The following is a 16880-nucleotide window of genomic DNA, read 5'->3' as shown; positions in this document are numbered from 1 at the left end:
CCCCACCCCTGACCCCTTCCCGCCACGCGCTTTGCGCGCGGGGGGAGGGGAACGCAGGAGCCGCATCGTCGGCAAAAGCCCGGTATTGTAGGAACTCGATATTCGAACGTCGTGCAGTCGCTCGACGCATCATCGATCATCAGAACCCGAATTGCCCGTGACCGCGGTCGCCCGTGTGTCGCCGCTGGAACATCGCCATGGATAGTCCCGATCCCGATTTCGATCCCGTCCGCGAAGGCTTCGCCAAGTGGGCGGCCGACTCGGCCTACATGCTCGATGCCTTCTGCGACGTCGTCGAGGAGTCGCGGCCGGCGACCGGAGTCGCGGAGTTCGTCCGCCGCTGCTTCGCCGACGGAGACGAGGCGCTGCCGCTCGGACCCGTCCGCTCCGGCGCGGTCGAGCGTTGCGAGGCGCTGTCGATCGCCTTCCAGCTCCTCAACATCGTCGAGGAGAACACGGCCAACCAGATCCGCCGCCGCGCCGAGGCGCAGCGCCACGAGCGCGAGCGCGGCCTGTGGCGGCACGATCTCGGCGATCTCGTCGCCCGCGGCCACGACGAGGCGACGATCCGCGAGACGATCGCCGACACGGTGTTCGAGCCGGTGCTCACCGCCCATCCGACCGAGGCGAAGCGCTCGACCGTGCTGGAGCATCACCGCGCCGTCTATCTGCTGCTGCTGGAGCGCGAGACCCGCTCGTTCACCGACATCGAGCGCGGCATCCACGCCCAGCGCCTGAAGGCGGCGCTGCAGCGGCTGTGGCGCACCGGCGAGATCCAGCTCGAACGGCCCGCCCTCGACAACGAGATCCGCACCGTCTTCCACTATCTGGAGCAGGTGTTCCCGGACGTCGTCGAGCTCCTGGACCTGCGCTTCCAGCAGGCCTGGCGCGACGTCTTCGGCGCCGGAGCCACAGGGCCGGCGTCGGCGCCCCCGGCGTTGCCGCGACTCGGCTTCGGCACCTGGGTCGGCGGCGACCGCGACGGCCATCCGGGCGTGACGCCCGAGGTGACGGTGCGGATGCTGGAACGGCTGCGCGCCGGGGCGCTGCGTCTCCTGCAGACGCGGCTCGGCCAGCTCGCCCAGAAGATCAGTCTCGCGGCCGACGGCGAGGCGATCCCGGCCGGTCTTCGCGAACGTCTCGCGTCGACCGCCTCCCTGTTGGGCGAGCCGAGCCGCGCCGCCATCGCCCGCAATCCGCGCGAGCCGTGGCGGCAGATGGTGAACCTGATGATCGCGCGGCTGGAGCAGACCAAGCTCGGCCGCGAGACTCCGGGCGCGTATGCCGCACCGGACGCGCTGGTCGAGGATCTCGTCGCGCTGGAGACCGCGCTGACCGAGGCCGGCGCCGCGCATGTCGCCTCGGCCGACGTGCGGCCCGTCACGGCGCAGGTGCGGGTGTTCGGCTTCCACTTCGCTCGCCTCGACCTGCGCCAGAACAGCTCCTATCACGACCGCGCCATCGCCGGCCTGCTCGCCGCCGCCGGCAGCCCGCGCACCGACTATCCGGAGTGGAGCGAGGCCGAGAAGCTCGCCTTCCTGAACGCCGAGCTGAAGAGCCCGCGGCCGTTCACGGGCGTCCACACCCGGCTCGACGGCGAGGCCGACATGACGGTGCGCATGCTGCACGGGCTGCGCGGCCACATCGAGCGGCACGGCGCCGACGGCGTCGGCCCGATGGTGGTCAGCATGACGCGCGGCGTCGCCGACCTGCTCGCCATGTATCTGCTCGCCCGCGAGGGCGGGCTGCTGGTCGAGACCGCCCTCGGTCCCGCCTGCATGCTGCCCGTGGTGCCGCTGTTCGAGACCATCGACGACCTTTCCGCCTGCGACACCATCCTGGACGGCTTCCTGTCGCATCCGGTGACCAAGGCGACCCTGGAGCACATCCGCGTGCGGGACGGCCGGGCGACACCGGAATGCGGCGTCACGCTCGGCTACAGCGACTCCAACAAGGACGGCGGCATCCTGGCCAGCCACTGGGGCCTGCATCGCGCCGAGGAGCGGCTCGCCGCAGTGGCTCGCAGGCACGGCGTACGGATCGCCTTCTTCCACGGCCGCGGCGGCACCATCGGGCGCGGCGCCGGCCCGACGCACGCCTTCCTCGACGCGCTGCCGGCCGGCACCCTGCAGGGCCGCCTGCGGGTCACCGAGCAGGGCGAGATGATCGCCCAGCAATACGCCAACCGGGTCACCGCGACCTTCCATCTGGAGCGGTTCTTGGCTGGCGTCACCCGCACCTCGCTCCTGCATCGCGGCGGGCCGGTGCCGCCGCACCCGCTGCGCGACGTCTGGCAGGAGGTGGTGACGCGCAGCTACGAGGCCTATCGGGCCCTGGTCGGCGCCGACGGTTTCGTCGACTTCTTCCGCGCCGCGACGCCCATCGACGCCATCGAGCAGGCCCGCATCGGCTCGCGCCCGAGCCGCCGCACCGGCCGCACCGCGATCGCCGATCTGCGCGCCATCCCGTGGGTGTTCTCGTGGAGCCAGGCGCGCTTTCATCTGCCCGGCTGGTACGGTGTCGGCAGCGCGCTGGACGGGCTGCGCCGCGAGCGGCCCGACGATTTCGCCGCGATCCGGGCCGTGCTGCCGCGCTGGCGCTTCCTCGGCTACGTGCTCCACAATGTCGAGGCGAGCCTGATGATGGCGAACCCCGAGATCATGGCGCTCTACGCCTCGCTGGTCGAGGACGACGCGCTGCGCGACCGCATCATGGCGACGATCCTGGCCGAGCACGCCCGCACCCGCGACGCCGTCGCGGCGCTGTTCGGGGCGCCCGTGGAGGAGCGCCGCCCGCGCATCCTGCGGATCACCCGCATGCGGGCGCGCGGGCTCGACTGGCTGCACCGCGAGCAGGTGCGCCTGTTGCGCCGCTACCGCGCCGCCCCCGACCCGAAGACACCCGACGCCGCGACGCTCGACGCCCTCCTCCTCACCGTCAACGCCATCGCGATGGGCCAGAAGACCACGGGGTGATCCGACATGCTCCGGCGGCGCATGCCGAGGGATGAAACGTCTCTCCCGATGCTCGGCCTCGTGCCCCGGACAAGGTGCGGCAGGCCGAAGGCCTGGCGCGCCGCAGAGCCGGGGCCCAGGGGCCGCACGACGGGCGGCACGGCAGGGAGGGCTCCGACCGCCTCGCTCGATCGCCCCTGGGTCCCGGTTCGCGGCGCGTCGCGCCGCGCCCGGGACACGAGGCCTGTGCCGAGGCGACGCAGCGGACCTGCGAGTGTCCGGCTCCCAGCCCCGTCCTTCGGCGCGACGCAGCGTCGCGGGCTGGCACATTGCCTGCATGAGATTCGCCCGGCACAGGAGACCGCGTCACCCCCGGCACACGCCCCTCGGCCACAGGCAGTCCCGATGAACGCTCCCGCTCCGCTTCGCGACGAGTTCGCCAAATGGTCGGCCGACTTCGACGCCCTGCTCGACATCTTCTGCGAGGTGGTCGAGGAGCATCGGCCGGCCGCCGGCGTCGCCGGCTTCGTGCGCGGCTGCTTCGAAGCGGCCGACGGGCCGCCGCCCGACGGCGGCGAGAACGGCGCGCTCGCCCGCTGCCAGGCGCTGTCGATCGCCTTCCAGCTCCTCAACATCGTCGAGGAGAACACGGCGAACCAGATGCGCCGCCGCGCCGAGGGCCGCCGGCACGAGCGCGAGCCCGGCCTGTGGCGCCACGACCTCGGCGACCTGCAGGGCCGCGGCCACGACGAGGCGAGCATCCGCCGCACCATCGCGAACGCCTCGCTGGAGCCGGTGCTGACCGCGCACCCGACCGAGGCGAAGCGCGCCACCGTGCTGGAGCATCACCGCGCCCTCTACCTGATGCTGCTGGAGCGCGAGACCCGCTCGTTCACCGAGATCGAGCTCGGCATCTATCGCCGCCGCCTGCGCGCTGCCCTGCAACGCCTGTGGCGCACCGGCGAGATCCTCTTGGAGCGGCCCGACGTCGAGAGCGAGATCCGCACCGTCCTGCATTACATGGAGACCGTCTTCCCGGACGTCGTCGAGCTCCTGGATCTGCGCTTCCAGGAGGCCTGGACCGACACGTTCGGCAGCACGCCGCCGGCCCTGCCGCGGCTCGGCTTCGCCACCTGGGTGGGCGGCGACCGCGACGGCCACCCGTTCGTCACCACCGCCGTGACGATGGGCATGCTGGCGCGGCTGCGCGCCGGGGCGCTCGCCCTCCTGCACGCCCGCCTCTCGGCGCTCGCCGTGCGCATCAGCCTCGCCGGCAACGGCGACGAGGTGCCGACGGCACTGCGCCGCCGCCTCGACGAGACCGCGGCGCTGATCGGCCCGGAAAGCGGGGCGGCGCTCGCGCGCAACCGCGGCGAGCCGTGGCGCCAGATGGTGAACCTGATCCTGATGCGGATCGCGCGCACCCGCGACCATGCCGCCGGCGGCTACGGTGCCGCGGCCGAGCTGGTCGCCGACCTGGAGATCCTGGAGGCGGCCGTGAGCGAGGCCGGCGCGCCCGACATCGCCACGACCGACGTACGCCCCGTGACGGCGCAGGCGCGCGTCTTCGGCTTCCATTTCGCGCGCCTGGACGTGCGCCAGAACTCCGCCTTCCACGACCGCGCCGTCGCCGGCCTGCTCGCCGCCGCCGGCCATCGCCGCACCGACTATCCGGACTGGAGCGAGGCCGAAAAGCTCGCCTTCCTGGAGCGCGAGCTGACCAGCCCGCGCCCGTTCACGGGCGACCACACGACGCTCACCGGTGAGGCGGAGGCGACCGTGTCGCTGCTGCGGGCGCTGCGCCGGCATCTCTTCGCCCACGGGCCGGACGGGCTCGGGCCGCTGGTGATCAGCATGACGCGCAGCGTCTCGGATCTGCTCACGCCCTATCTTCTGGCCCGCGAGGCGGGCCTCCTGATCGAGACGCCGCAGGGGCCGGCCGCGATGATCCCGGTGGTGCCGCTGTTCGAGACCATCGCGGATCTGGCCCGCTGCGACACCATCTTCGACGCCTTCCTGGCGCATCCGATCACCCGGGCGACGCTCACTCATCTGCGCCTGCGCGACGGCAAGGCGGTGCCGGAATGCACCGTGATGCTCGGCTACAGCGACTCCAACAAGGACGGCGGCATTCTCGCCAGCCATTGGGGCCTGCATCTCGCCGAGGAGCGGCTCGCCGCCGTCGGCCGCGCCCACGGCGTGCGGGTCGAGTTCTTCCACGGCCGCGGCGGCACCATCGGGCGCGGCGCCGGGCCGACGCACGCCTTCCTCGACGCGCTGCCGCCCGGCAGCCTGACCGGGCGGATGCGCGTCACCGAGCAGGGCGAGGTGATCTCGCAGCAATACGCCAACCGCGTCACCGCGACGTTCCATCTCGAGCGGCTGCTCGCCGGCGTGGTGCGCACGACCATGCTGCACGCCGCCGGCCCGGTGCCGCCGCATCCGCTGCGCGGCCTGTGGCAGGAGGTGGTGGACGAGAGCTTCACGGCCTATCGGCGCCTCGTCGAGACCGACGGCTTCATCGACTTCTTCCGCGCCGCGACCCCCATCGACGCGATCGAGCAGGCCCGCATCGGCTCACGGCCGAGCCGGCGCACCGGCCGCGCGACGCTCGCCGATCTGCGCGCCATCCCGTGGGTGTTCTCGTGGAGCCAGGCGCGCTTCCATCTGCCCGGCTGGTACGGCGTCGGCAGCGCGATCGCGTGGCTGCAGCGCGAGCGGCCGGAGGGCTTCGAGCAGATCAGGACCGTGCTGCCGCGCTGGCGCTTCCTCGTCTACGTGCTCCACAATGTCGAGGCGAGCCTCCTGATGGCGAACCCCGCCGTGATGACGCTCTACGCCTCGCTGGTCGACGACGAGGCGCTGCGCGACACCATGATGGCGCGGATTCTGGAGGAGCACGAGCGCACTCGCGCCGCCGTCGCGGCGTTGTTCCCGGCCCCGCCCGAGGAGCGCCGACCGCGCTTCCTGCGCACCATCGAGATGCGGGCGCGCGGCCTCACCTGGCTGCATCACGAGCAGGTGCGGCTCCTGCGCCGCTACCGCGAAGCCCCCGACGAGGCGACGCTCGACGCCCTCCTCCTCACCGTCAACGCCATCGCGATGGGCCAGAAGACGACGGGGTGAACGCTGAGACGGCGCTCTCTATTTTTTACCTCTCCCCAGCGGGGAGAGGTCGGACTTCGCGTCGAAGGCGCGAAGTCCGGGTGAGGGGGTGCCGCCCTCTCGATGAAACAACCAGCGTCAGCACCCCCTCACCCCACCCCTCTCCCCGCTGGGGAGAGGGAGCCGCGCAACACGCGCGGCGGCGTCAGAGGATGCCCGCACCACCATCCCTACGGGCCGACCCGTGCGTCGGCATCTGCGGCTGAGCCAACCCCTCGCGGGGAGAGGATTCGACCAGCGCACGTCTGTCGACTCTAAGCGGGCAGCTCACCCCTTCGGAAAGCCGAAAAACTCCGTCGGGTTGTCGACCAGCATGAGCCGGCGGGTGCGCTCGTCCTCGGCGATCTGCGGGATCAGGTCGACGAGCTCGCCGTCGTTGGGCATGAAGCGCGAGATGTTGGGGTGCGGCCAGTCGGTGCCCCACAGGACGCGCTGCGGGGCATGGCGGGCGAGCGCGCGGGCGAGCGCGACCGCGTCGGCGAAGGGCGGGCCGGAGCGCGAGATGCGGTCGACGCCGGACAGCTTCACCCAGATGGTGCCGCGATCGAGCAGGCGCTTGAGCGCCCCGAAGGCGAAGCCCGACGTGCCCTCGGCAACGTCGACGCGGCCGACATGGTCGATCACCACCTTGGCCTTGATCGACGTGATCAGGTCGAGGCTGTCGAGCAGCTCCTTGCCGGTGACGTGGACCTCCACGTGCCAGCCGAACGGCGCGACCTTCTCCATCACGGCCCTCATGCCGTCGATCGACGGCCGGCCGCCGAGATGCGGCAGGAAGTTGAAGCGCACGCCGCACACACCGGCCGCATTCAGGCGGAGGATCTCGTCGTCCGGCGTGTCGGGATCGAGCAGCGCGACGCCGCGATAGCGTCCGTCCGTCGTCGCCAGCAGGTCGAGCAGCGCCCGGTGGTCGGTGCCGTGGCAGGTCGACTGCACGAAGACGCCGCGCTCGAAGCCGAGGAAGCGATGCAGCGCCAGCAGCGTCTCCTTCGGCTGGTCGTGCGGCGTGAACGGGCGTTTCGGCGCATAGGGGAACACGTCGCCCGGCCCGAAGACGTGGAAATGCGCATCGCAGGCGCCCGGCGGCGGGACGTAGGTGGGCTTCCTCGGATGCGGATCGGGCGGCGGGCAGGTCGGCTCGGCGCTCGGCTGTCGGGCCGCATTGGTGGTCGGGCTCATGCTCGCCTCCCGCAGGTGGACGGCTCGTGCCGGCCGCCCTGGTGGGAGCATACTCCAGAACGGCTGGTCCGGCGACGGCATCCGGCGTTCCGACGGCCGCGATCGGCGCACGGGCCGCGCGACGGATCGGCGCGGCCATGCACGAAATCGCAAGCGACGGGGATCCGGAAAGGCCGCGGCCGGGTGCGGGCGTCGGTTGCCCGAACCTCAGTTGCTCGGCTTGACGCCGGCGGCCACCACCACCTTGCGCCACTTCTCGATCTCGCTCGCGATGTAGGCGGCGAACGCCTCCGGCGTGTCGCCGACCAGCACCGCCCCCTGCGCGGCGAGCTTCTCCTTCACCTCGGGGCTCTGCATCGCCTCGACGGCGGCCTTGTGGAGCTTCGCGACGACGGCGGGCGGCGTCGCGGCCGGCGCCACCATGCCGTACCAGTTCTCCGCCTCGATCTGCGGGAAGCCCGCCTCCGCCGTGGTCGGCACGTCGGGCAGGCTCGTGGCCCGCATCGGGCTGCCGATCGCCACCGCCTTGAGCTTGCCGGCGCGGATGTGCGGCAGCAGCACCGGCACGTCGAGGAACACCATGTGGACCTGCGAGGCGAGGATGTCGGTGACGGCCGGCGCGGCGCCCCGGTAGGGGATGTGCACGATGTCGACGCCGGCCGTGATCTTGAACAGCTCGCCGGCGAGATGCGGCATGCTGCCCGGTCCCGACGAGGCGAAGCTGATGCTGCCGGGCTTCGCCTTGGCGAGCGCGACCAGCTCGGCGACGTTGCTCGCCTTGACGTCGGGCGCGACGGCGAGGATCTCCGGCACCTTGGCGACCAGCGTGATCGCCTTGAGGTCCTTGAGCGGATCGTAAGGGATCTTCTCCTGCAGGCTGGCGCTGATCGCCAGCGCGCCGGCGCTGGTGACGCCGATCGTGTAGCCGTCGGGCTCCGCCTTGGCGACCGCGTCGGTGCCGAGCACGCCGCCGGCGCCGCCGCGATTGTCGATAAGCACCGGCTGGCCGAGCAGCTCCTGCATGCGCTGTCCGACCGTGCGGGCGATGATGTCGTTCGGCCCGCCGGCCGGGAACGGCACTATCAGCTTGATCGGCCGCGACGGAAACTCCTGCGCGACGGCGAGCGTGGGCGCGAGCAGGAGAGCGAGGCCGAGAACGGCACGGCCGAGACGAACGGAAGGACGGTGCATCGGGGGCTCCGGGGAAACTGAGAGGTCGGGATGCGCAGACTTTGCTTGTCGGTGGCTTGCTCGTAGGCATCGAGCTGACTTGCAGGAGCTGCCGCGAACTCCGTCACCCTCTCCCGGTGGGAGAGGGTCGGGCGTCCGCGAAGCGGACGACCGGGGTGAGGGGCGTATGCGCCAGTCATCAGCCTCGGCGCCCCTCACCCGGATCTCGCGCAGGCGCGCGAGATCCGACCTCTCCCCGCTGGGGAGAGGTGAAGCTTCACATCTGCACGCCCTTGTCGGCGAAGTACTTCAGCGCGCCCGGGTGCCAGGGGATCGAGGAGTTGGCCTTGAGTTGGTTCTTGTAGTCGATGCTCGCGGCCTCCTTGTGGACGGCGACCAGGTCGGGCTTCTTGTCGAAGATCGCCTTGACGATGTCGTACGCCATCTGGTCCGACATCTTGTCGCTGGTCACCAGCACGTTCCACACCACCGAGATCGTGTTGTCCTTGTCCTGGCCCGGATAGGTGCCGGCCTTGATGGTGTCGACGGCGTAGAGATTGCCGTGCTTGGCGTTCATCTTGTCGACCACCTCGGAGTGATCGATCATCTTGATCTTGACGCCCGGCGTTGCGCCGAGATCCGTCACGGCGGCGGTCGGCAGACCGCCGACCCAGAAGAAGGCGTCGATCTTGCGGTCCTTGATGGCGTTGACCGACTCGGCGACGCCGAGCCGCTCGCGCTTCATGTCCTTGTCCTTGTCGAGCCCGGCCGCCTCGATGACGCGGAACGCCATCACCTCGGTGGCGCTGCCGGGCGAGCCGGTGGAGACGCGCTTGCCCTTGAGGTCGGCCATCGTCGTGATGCCGGTGCCCTCGACCGTCACGACATGCATGCGGTTGGGGTAGAGCACCAGCAGCGTGCGGACGTCGACCTTGTTGCCCTTGAACTTGTCCTGGCCCTGCAGCGCGTCGAGGGCCGCGTCGGCCATCGAGAAGCCGACCTCGCTCTGGCCGGAGCCGATCAGCTTGAGATTGTCGACCGAGCCGCCCGTCACCTCGGCGGTGGCCTGGACGCCGGGCAGCGTCTTCGACAGCACGGCGGCGAGCCCGCCGCCCATCGGGTAGTAGACGCCGCCGGTGCCGCCGGTGCCGATCGCGATGGTCTTCTGCTGGGCGACCGCGACGCCGCCGGCGGCGACGAGCGCGAGCGCCGCCACGCCGACGACGACGCGGCGGAGTGTCATGCGGGGGATTCTGATGGTCATGGCGTTCTCCCTTGATGATCAGGCTTCTTCCGTCGTCTGTCGCGACGGCATGCGGACGTCGTGCAGGCGGTTCATGCAGTCGGGTTCACGCATGGACCTGCGCCCGCGTCCTGATCTGCACGAAGAGTAGCAGAGCGACGAGCGCGAGACCAAGCCAGGCGGGCTGCGGCACGTCGATACCGAGCGCCCACTCGGTCGCCGGCTCGAGCAGGCTCGGGAACACGAGGAGCAGCCCGGCGAGCGCCCACGTCGCCCGCTCGGCACCGGCGATGCGGCGCATCCCAAAACCCTGCGCCGCGACTGCCAGCGCCCCGAGCCCGACCGCGGTCTTCATCGCGATCAGCACGACGTCGATCCAGGTGCCGCCCTTGGGAACGGTCATCAGGAGCCCGACGCCCATCGGGTCGAGGATGAAGACGAACGGCACCAGGAAGGCGGGCAGCGTGTATTTCCACGCCTGCAGGGTGGTGCGGTAGGGATTGCCGCCCGTGATGGCGGCGGCCGCGAAGGGCGAGAGCGCGGTCGGCGGCGACACCTCGGACAGCACCGCGTAATAGAAGATGAACATGTGGGCGGCGAAGTCCGGCACGCCGAGCTTGATCAGCGCCGGCGCCGCGATGACGGCGCAGATGATGTAGGAGGCCGTCACCGGCACGGCGAGCCCGACGATCCACACGATCAGGGCCGTGTAGAGCGCCGTCAACAGGAGGCTGTTGCCCGCATAGGCGAGCACGATCGACGAGAACTTCAGCCCGAGCCCGGTCAGCGTGACGACGCCGACGATGATGCCGGCACTGGCGCAGGTGGTCGCCGCGTTGAGCACGCCGATCGTGCCGTCGGCCAGCGCCTTCACGAGCTTCCTCGGCCACAGCGCCGTCTCGGGCCGCAGGAACGACAGGCCGAAGGCGAGCAGCGTCGACCAGAACACCGACAGCATCGGCGAGAAGCCGGCCACCATGAAGCCGATCACGGCGATCAACGAGACGAAGTGGAAGCCGTAGCGCCACAGCATCTGCGGGATGGTGAGCGACGTGTCGTACGGCACCGTGCGGGCGCCGAATTTCTTCGCGTCGAGCTCCACCATGAACAGGAGCGACAGATAGTAGAGGACGGTCGGGATGATCGCCATCCAGATCACGTCGAGATAGCTGATCTTCAGGAACTCGGCGATCAGGAAGGCGGCGGCGCCGAGCACCGGCGGCGACAGGATCGCGCCCAGGCCACCGGCCGCGAGCAGGCCGCCGGCGGCGTTCCGCTCGAAGCCGGCGCGCGCCATCATCGGATAGGCGACGGCGCCGATCGTCACCGTGGTGGCGACGCCCGAGCCGGACGGGCCGCCGAGCAGGAACGAGGAGAGCACCACGGTGCGGCCGGCGCTGTTCGGCTTGCCGCCCATCACGGCGAGCGAGAAGTCGATGAAGAACTTTCCGGCGCCGGAATGCTGCAGGAAGGCGCCGTAGATCGTGAACATGATGATCAGGCTCGACGACACGTCGACGGCGACGCCGAAGATGCCCTCGAGCGTGATGAACAGGTGCCCGACCAGCCGCGTGAAGGTGTAGCCGCGATGCGTCCAGGGCGGCGGCAGCTCCGGGCCGATCAGCGCGTAGACGATGAACAGGATCGCCACCACGGGCATGATCCAGCCGGTGGTGCGGCGCGTCGCCTCGAGCAGCAGGACGATGAAGACCACGCCGAGAATCACGTCGAGCCGGTCCGGCACGGCGGCCCGGTCGGTGAACGCCTCGCCGCCCAGCAGGGCGTAGCCGAGAATGCCGACGCAGGCCGCGGCGGCGAGCACGTCCCACCAGCGGATGGCGTTGCGGAAACGCGTCGCGAGCGGGAACAGGAGGAAGCCCAGCACCAGCACGAAGCCGACATGGACGTAGCGCAGCTCCTGGGTCGGCACGATCGCGTAAGCCGCATAGAGGTGGAACAGCGTCGAGACGACCGCGATCGTGGTGACGATCAGGCCGGCGCGGCCGGACAGCCGGTTCGCCGCGCCCTCCTCCTGCTCGATATAGGCCTCGGCCTTGCGTAGCGCCTCGTCCGATATGGCGCCCTGAGTCGTGAGACGCACGTCGGGCAGCGCCGAGTCGACCGGCGCGGGCCGGCCGGACGAGCCCGGCACGTAGCCGGGCGGCGGCTCGAGCGGCCGGAACGGATGGTCGGCCCCGTAGGCGTGGCTCGACGCGGCGGCCGGCGTCCCCGCCGGCGTCGCGGCGGACGCGGCCGGCTCGGCCGGCGCCCCATTCTGCTGCTGGTCACGACGAGGCTGCGGCGTACCCGGCGCGCCGGTCCGCTGGTCCACCATTCGGATTTCCTGCCCTGGGCCGACCGGACGGACGGCCGTCACGACGGGCTCTGCGGCCCGCTTCGATCGAAGCCTCACAGGCCCGCGCGGGAAAGTCCAGTGGGACGAACGGATGACGGGAGCGCGGGGTGGGCGGCTGTCTTGCTCTCCCCGCACGCGCTGTCTCCCCTCTCCCGGCTGCGCGGGGAGAGGGTGGCTCGGACCGAAGGTCCGAGTCGGATGAGGGGGCGTCTCCGAGCAGCAGAGACTCGCGAAAGTATGGACTCGCGTAAGCTCAAACCCGCGGCGACGCCCCCTCACCCGACATCCGCGCGGAACGCGCGAATGTCGACCTCTCCCCGCACGCGGGGAGAGGTGCGCCTCACGCGGGGAGAGGCTGCAGTCCTGCCGAACGCTTCGAGAAAGCTCGCCCTACATCCGCTCCGGCCGTGCCACCGGGCGGCCGTCCTCGCGCGTCACGCGGATGGCGAAGTCGTAGCGGCCGATGTCGAGGCAGATGTCGAGGTCGCCGGGATGCATGTGGGCGACCTCGGGGTCGCGAAACTCGGCGATCTGGCCGCCGGCGAGGATCAGGTCGCGCACCGCGGCGACCGCGCCGGGGCGCCCCTCCAGCAGGTTGCGCAGATGGATGGCACAGATCTCGTCCTCGTCGGTGCGCTCGCGCCCGGCCCGTCCCATGGCGACCAGCGACACCCGCGCAGGCGCCACCGCCGGCGCGGTCGCGACGGCCAGCACGGCGCGGGCCGTCGCCGGCGCCGTCACCAGCGCCCCGGCATAGAGCCGGTCGGCCCCGCCGAGCGCGGCGACGATGCCCTGCGTGCCCGCGCTGGTGCGCTGGATGATGGTGCGGCCTTCGACCTCGCGCTGCGAGGCCTCGAAGGGGGAGTTGCCGAGGTCGAAGCCCGGCACCTTGACGCCGTCGATCTCGCCGATGACCAGGCTGCCGACGCCGGCGTCGCGCAGCGCGAAGGCGGCGTCGACCGTCTCGGTCATCACGATCTTCTCGGCGCCGCGGGAGAATAGCACGGCCGCCGTGGTGAAGGCGCGGAACACGTCGATGACGACGACGGTCCCGGTGGCGCGGCGAGCCCCCTCGAGCAGGCTGTCGATGACGATCTGCACGCTCTCCTCCCCTGGCGTCTCGTGCGCTGGACGAGCTTATCACGGACGCGACGCGCCGGGCCGGGGCGGATCAGAGACGATCGTGGGACGATCGGACGGACCGCGCCGCGGCCGCGCCGTGCCGGCGCAGGGCGCGCGACACGGTGGCCGGGCTGACCCCCAGCCGAGTCGCCAGCCCGGCGATGGTCGTCTCGCCGAGCCCGCAGGCGTCCGCCGCCGCCACGATGTCGCTGTCGGCGAGCTTGCGCGGGCGGCCGATCGGGCGGCCGCGCTGCCGCGCCGATTCCATGCCGGCGCGGGTCCGCTCGGAGATCAGCGCGCGCTCGAACTCGGCGAGCGCGCCCATGATGTGAAACACGAGGAGCCCGGTCGACGACCGGGTGTCGATCGATTCCGAGATCGAGATCACGCGGACGCCGCGCTGGTTCAGCACCGCGACCAGATCGACGAGGTGCGACAGCGAGCGGCCGAGGCGATCGAGCCGCCAGATCACCAGCTCGGCATCGCGGTCGAGACTCGCCAGCATCCGGTCGAGACCGGGCCGGGCCCGTGAGGCCCCGGACGTCCCATGGTCCGAGAAGATGAGTTCGCAGCCGAACTGCCGAAGCGCATCGATCTGCGGAAGCAAAGATTGATCATCGGTCGAAACGCGAGCGTATCCGACGCGCATAATGCCCTGCCATTTCAACTATTTCCGACGTTCAGTCGACGTAATTAAGTATAGCTTACGAGACGCGCCATCAACAGCAAGTTTCCGTTAATCGTTATCGCCTCCGTAAAACTTGCTTAATATATAAAATTCTATTTTTCATAAGCGTTCCTTTTCAACCACAACCCGCTGTTGCTGTCAACCCGCGCCGTCGACCGTCACCTCGCTCCGCCCCCGGAACGCCGGGCGACAAGCAAGTCCCTGCAGCACGGCCGTTTGTCGCCGGTGCCCTGCGACCGCTGCGCGACGCCGCGGCGACCCCCGCGGCCGGCAGGGGGGGCCCGCTCCGGTCGCCAAAAGGGAACGCTTTCGGTCCGCCCCGGCACTGCCCGACTGGACCGACCGACCGCTCCGGCGGTCGGTCCCCTGTCCGGCCACCGCGACGGCCTCCGGAAGCGGCGACGCGACGTCGCCGGTCCTCAACCATCCGATCGAGGAGGCCCGACATGGCCATTCCGTCCCAGCAATACACCCTGCGCTTCCGCAATCGCAGCGAAAGCCAGCACGACTTCCTCTGCTATCAGCAGGGCATCGACGTGAACCTGCCGAACGTCTACACCCTCGCCTGGTTCGCCAAGCCGGTGGCCAACGACGCCTTCGTCGATTTCACCTGGACCATCGACTACAACTTCGTCTGGTCCGAGCAGGGCATGCTGGTCCCCGGCGTCAAGTTCCAGGCCGGGCAGGTGGTGCCGGCCGGCCTACGCGAGAGCAACCGGGTCGAGTTCACCCGCATCGACGGCGCCTTCCAGTTCGCCAGCCAGTCGAGCACCGGCGCCGCCGGATCGCTGACCATCAACGGTGCCGACGGCGTTCCCAAGCGCGCCGCCAAGTTCGGCATCGGCATGTCGGGCTACGGCACCCACGTGGTCGACGCCGAGCCCAACTTCGCCGCCATCTTCACCCCGCATCCCGAGTACTGGGTGAGCTTCGGCGACTACGACCAGGGCGAGGTGCTCGACATCCAGACCCTGGTGAACGCCGCCAAGGTGCCGTTCCCGGCGAACGTCTACGAGATGACGGTCGCGCTCGACGCCGGCAACAACTGGACCGTCGCGCAGGGCCTGGTCTGACGCCGACGACCGTCGCCGGTGCCGGCGGAGTGCGAGCGATCCGCTCCGCCGCCGGCGACCACGATCCGCCCATCCCGAGAAACCCACGCGAGCGCAGGATCGAGATCCGCCTCGCGACAGCAGACTCGTGAGTCGCACCATGATCAGCATCCATTCCATTCACCTCGCGTCATCCCGCCCTGGTCTTTCGCCGGGGTCCGCCGCGACGACACGCGTGCGCCTCGCGCGACGCGGCGCCGCATGCCTTCTGTTCGCGGCGATCGTCGGCGCCGCGTCGACGCTGCCGGCCTCGGCCCAGGTGATGGTGCCGCTGTATCGCGGCGTCCAGGCGTCCCCGGCCGGAAATGTCGTGTGGAACAACACCAGCTTCGGGATCAGCGGCAATCCGCCGACCCTGTCGCTGTTCGACACCTTCGCGGCCGTGCAGAACAACTTCCCCTGCGTGGTCCAGATCGTCGCCAGCGTCCCGGCGCCGGTCGCCCCGGGCTCGATCGGCACCCTCGCGGTGCCGATGCCCCCGGCCCAGGTGAATCCGTGGCCGGTCGTGTTCGACAACGTGCCGGCGGGGCACTGGAGCATCGCCAAGGCGGCCATGTTCCTGCCGCCGCTGCCGTCGAACAACCAGGCCGGCAACCAGGCGGCGCTGGTGTTCCAAGCGATGACCGCGGCGATACCGCCGGCCGCGGTCGTGATGAACGGCACCCAGCAGAACTGCCAGCCCTAGCGGGCTCTCCCGTCACGCGACCTCGGTCGCGTGACGGGACGGTGCCGCGGAGCGTATCGGGATGCGAGACCGACTTGACCACCGGCTGCGCTCCGCGGACATCTCGCCGCGACACCTCGTCGGCACTTTCGCCTGGCCTCTGCCAGGACCTCAGCCAGGACCTTCGCCGGGAGAACCGCCATGGCCGTCGTTCACCACGCCTTCCGCTGGCCCTTCTCGTTGGCGGTCCGCGACGAGATCCGGCATCTGCTCGCGGCCTGGTCGGCCGGCGACCGAGCGTCCATCGCCGAGCAGGCGCTCGCCGCCTACGCGACGCTGCGGACCCGCCCCGACATCACGTTTCCGTTCAGCCTGCAGGATGCCGACCATGTCGAGGCGTGGCTCCAGCCGGCCCACGTGACCGCCGCGACCGCGTGCTTCCTCGTGCTGGCGCGGCACTTCGAGCCGGTGCCGTCGCTCAGCGCCACGCGGGACACCAACCTCTACACGGTGGAGACCACGCTGCCGCTGCTCGGCTTCCCGGCCGGGCAGGTCCGCGCGGCGGTCCACGGACGGCCGTTCGAAAGCCTCCTCGAAGAGCTGGCCGGACCGGCCGATCCGCTTCCGCGCGGCGGCCCCGTCGGGCTCGCCGGCTGGCTGCCGGGCCGGGAGGCGGTCGACCTCCTCGCCCGGGTGGAGGCGACCGTGGCGGTCGCGGCATCGCCGGGCGCCGGAGACGACGCGCGGCGCGCGCTCGATAAGCTGCGCGCCGACGGGTCGCTCGACGACCTCGTACGCATGCTCGGCTCCGTCACGGCGCCGGACTGGCTGGTGGTTCGGATCGCTTGCTGAGCCCGGCCGGGCGGCTTGCGGCGGAGGGGCATGTGCCGCACCGCCGCACCGGCCGCCATCCCTTCCCGGGCGGTGACGCCCCCCGCCCCCGCCGACCAGCGGGGTAAGCCGCCCGGGGACGCCGCGCGACCGTCACCCCGCCCCTCGGCAGGCGGTCGCGCGGCTGTCTCGTCACCACGGCGTGATCAGATCGTGGCGGAGGATCGGGCTGCCGACGCCGGTGTCACAAGACGCAGCTGTCACAAGACGCCGGTGTCGCAAAGCGCGGAGATGTCCGCGCCCGGCGCCCGACCGAAGCCGGTCGGGAGCCGTGAGACCGTGGCGCCTACTTCTTCGCCGGCGCCGCGTTCGGGGCCGGAGCGGGGGGGCCGGAGC

General features: G+C 70.9%; 11 protein-coding genes. 5 read left to right on the top strand and 6 right to left on the bottom strand.

Annotated elements, in window-relative coordinates; all coding sequences use genetic code 11:
* Positions 1–197 precede the first annotated feature (197 nt).
* Positions 198–2975 (top strand): phosphoenolpyruvate carboxylase, encoded by a 2778-nt coding sequence (locus tag CCR97_RS03530; protein WP_111357415.1) that lies wholly within the window; start codon positions 198–200, stop codon positions 2973–2975.
* Between the two features lie 384 nt (positions 2976–3359).
* Positions 3360–6080, top strand: a complete 2721-nt coding sequence (locus CCR97_RS03525) for a phosphoenolpyruvate carboxylase (protein WP_111357414.1) — start codon at positions 3360–3362, stop codon at positions 6078–6080.
* A 306-nt stretch (positions 6081–6386) separates the two neighbouring features.
* Here CCR97_RS03525 and CCR97_RS03520 read toward each other — a convergent pair whose 3' ends face one another.
* From CCR97_RS03520 to CCR97_RS03495, 6 genes are all read right to left on the bottom strand, one after another.
* Positions 6387–7298: an amidohydrolase family protein gene (locus CCR97_RS03520; protein ID WP_111360432.1), complete on the bottom strand. Its 912-nt coding sequence runs from the start codon at positions 7296–7298 to the stop codon at positions 6387–6389.
* Positions 7299–7505: 207 nt separating this feature from the next.
* Positions 7506–8489, bottom strand: coding sequence for a tripartite tricarboxylate transporter substrate binding protein (locus tag CCR97_RS03515; protein ID WP_111360431.1), 984 nt, complete (start codon positions 8487–8489; stop codon positions 7506–7508).
* Between the two features lie 256 nt (positions 8490–8745).
* Entirely contained in the window at positions 8746–9732 is a 987-nt protein-coding gene (locus CCR97_RS03510) for a TAXI family TRAP transporter solute-binding subunit (RefSeq protein WP_111360143.1), read from the bottom strand.
* An 85-nt stretch (positions 9733–9817) separates the two neighbouring features.
* Positions 9818–12046: a TRAP transporter permease gene (locus CCR97_RS03505; protein ID WP_201159302.1), complete on the bottom strand. Its 2229-nt coding sequence runs from the start codon at positions 12044–12046 to the stop codon at positions 9818–9820.
* A gap of 411 nt (positions 12047–12457) precedes the next feature.
* On the bottom strand, positions 12458–13168 hold the full coding sequence (locus CCR97_RS03500) for a 2-phosphosulfolactate phosphatase (protein ID WP_111359838.1): 711 nt from the start codon (positions 13166–13168) through the stop codon (positions 12458–12460).
* A 70-nt stretch (positions 13169–13238) separates the two neighbouring features.
* Complete coding sequence (locus CCR97_RS03495) at positions 13239–13838, bottom strand: recombinase family protein (RefSeq protein WP_111359839.1); 600 nt, start codon at positions 13836–13838, stop codon at positions 13239–13241.
* 485 nt (positions 13839–14323) lie between these two features.
* Here CCR97_RS03495 and CCR97_RS03490 point away from each other — a divergent pair, with 485 nt between their 5' ends.
* The 3 genes from CCR97_RS03490 to CCR97_RS03480 all read left to right on the top strand — a co-directional run bounded on the left by CCR97_RS03490 (position 14324) and on the right by CCR97_RS03480 (position 16505).
* Entirely contained in the window at positions 14324–14950 is a 627-nt protein-coding gene (locus CCR97_RS03490) for a protein rhiA (RefSeq protein WP_111359840.1), read from the top strand.
* 214 nt (positions 14951–15164) lie between these two features.
* Complete coding sequence (locus CCR97_RS03485; RefSeq protein ID WP_111359841.1) at positions 15165–15674, top strand: hypothetical protein; 510 nt, start codon at positions 15165–15167, stop codon at positions 15672–15674.
* Between the two features lie 180 nt (positions 15675–15854).
* On the top strand, positions 15855–16505 hold the full coding sequence (locus tag CCR97_RS03480) for a hypothetical protein (RefSeq protein ID WP_111359842.1): 651 nt from the start codon (positions 15855–15857) through the stop codon (positions 16503–16505).
* Positions 16506–16880 lie beyond the last annotated feature (375 nt).

The organism is Rhodoplanes elegans (genome assembly GCF_016653355.1).
In the GTDB taxonomy this organism is placed as follows: domain Bacteria; phylum Pseudomonadota; class Alphaproteobacteria; order Rhizobiales; family Xanthobacteraceae; genus Rhodoplanes; species Rhodoplanes elegans.
The sequence above is the reverse complement of the archived record's forward strand: the minus strand, read 5'-3'. Positions and strand labels throughout refer to the sequence as shown.

What these genes read in the sequence shown, in the direction of transcription:
- CCR97_RS03520 (WP_111360432.1), bottom strand. Translation starts at nt 7,298, where the DNA reads ATGAGCCCGACCACCAATGCGGCCCGACAGCCGAGCGCCGAGCCGACC.
- CCR97_RS03525 (WP_111357414.1), top strand. Translation starts at nt 3,360, where the DNA reads ATGAACGCTCCCGCTCCGCTTCGCGACGAGTTCGCCAAATGGTCGGCC.
- CCR97_RS03490 (WP_111359840.1), top strand. Translation starts at nt 14,324, where the DNA reads ATGGCCATTCCGTCCCAGCAATACACCCTGCGCTTCCGCAATCGCAGC.
- CCR97_RS03480 (WP_111359842.1), top strand. Translation starts at nt 15,855, where the DNA reads ATGGCCGTCGTTCACCACGCCTTCCGCTGGCCCTTCTCGTTGGCGGTC.
- CCR97_RS03530 (WP_111357415.1), top strand. Translation starts at nt 198, where the DNA reads ATGGATAGTCCCGATCCCGATTTCGATCCCGTCCGCGAAGGCTTCGCC.
- CCR97_RS03505 (WP_201159302.1), bottom strand. Translation starts at nt 12,046, where the DNA reads ATGGTGGACCAGCGGACCGGCGCGCCGGGTACGCCGCAGCCTCGTCGT.
- CCR97_RS03515 (WP_111360431.1), bottom strand. Translation starts at nt 8,489, where the DNA reads ATGCACCGTCCTTCCGTTCGTCTCGGCCGTGCCGTTCTCGGCCTCGCT.
- CCR97_RS03510 (WP_111360143.1), bottom strand. Translation starts at nt 9,732, where the DNA reads ATGACCATCAGAATCCCCCGCATGACACTCCGCCGCGTCGTCGTCGGC.
- CCR97_RS03495 (WP_111359839.1), bottom strand. Translation starts at nt 13,838, where the DNA reads ATGCGCGTCGGATACGCTCGCGTTTCGACCGATGATCAATCTTTGCTT.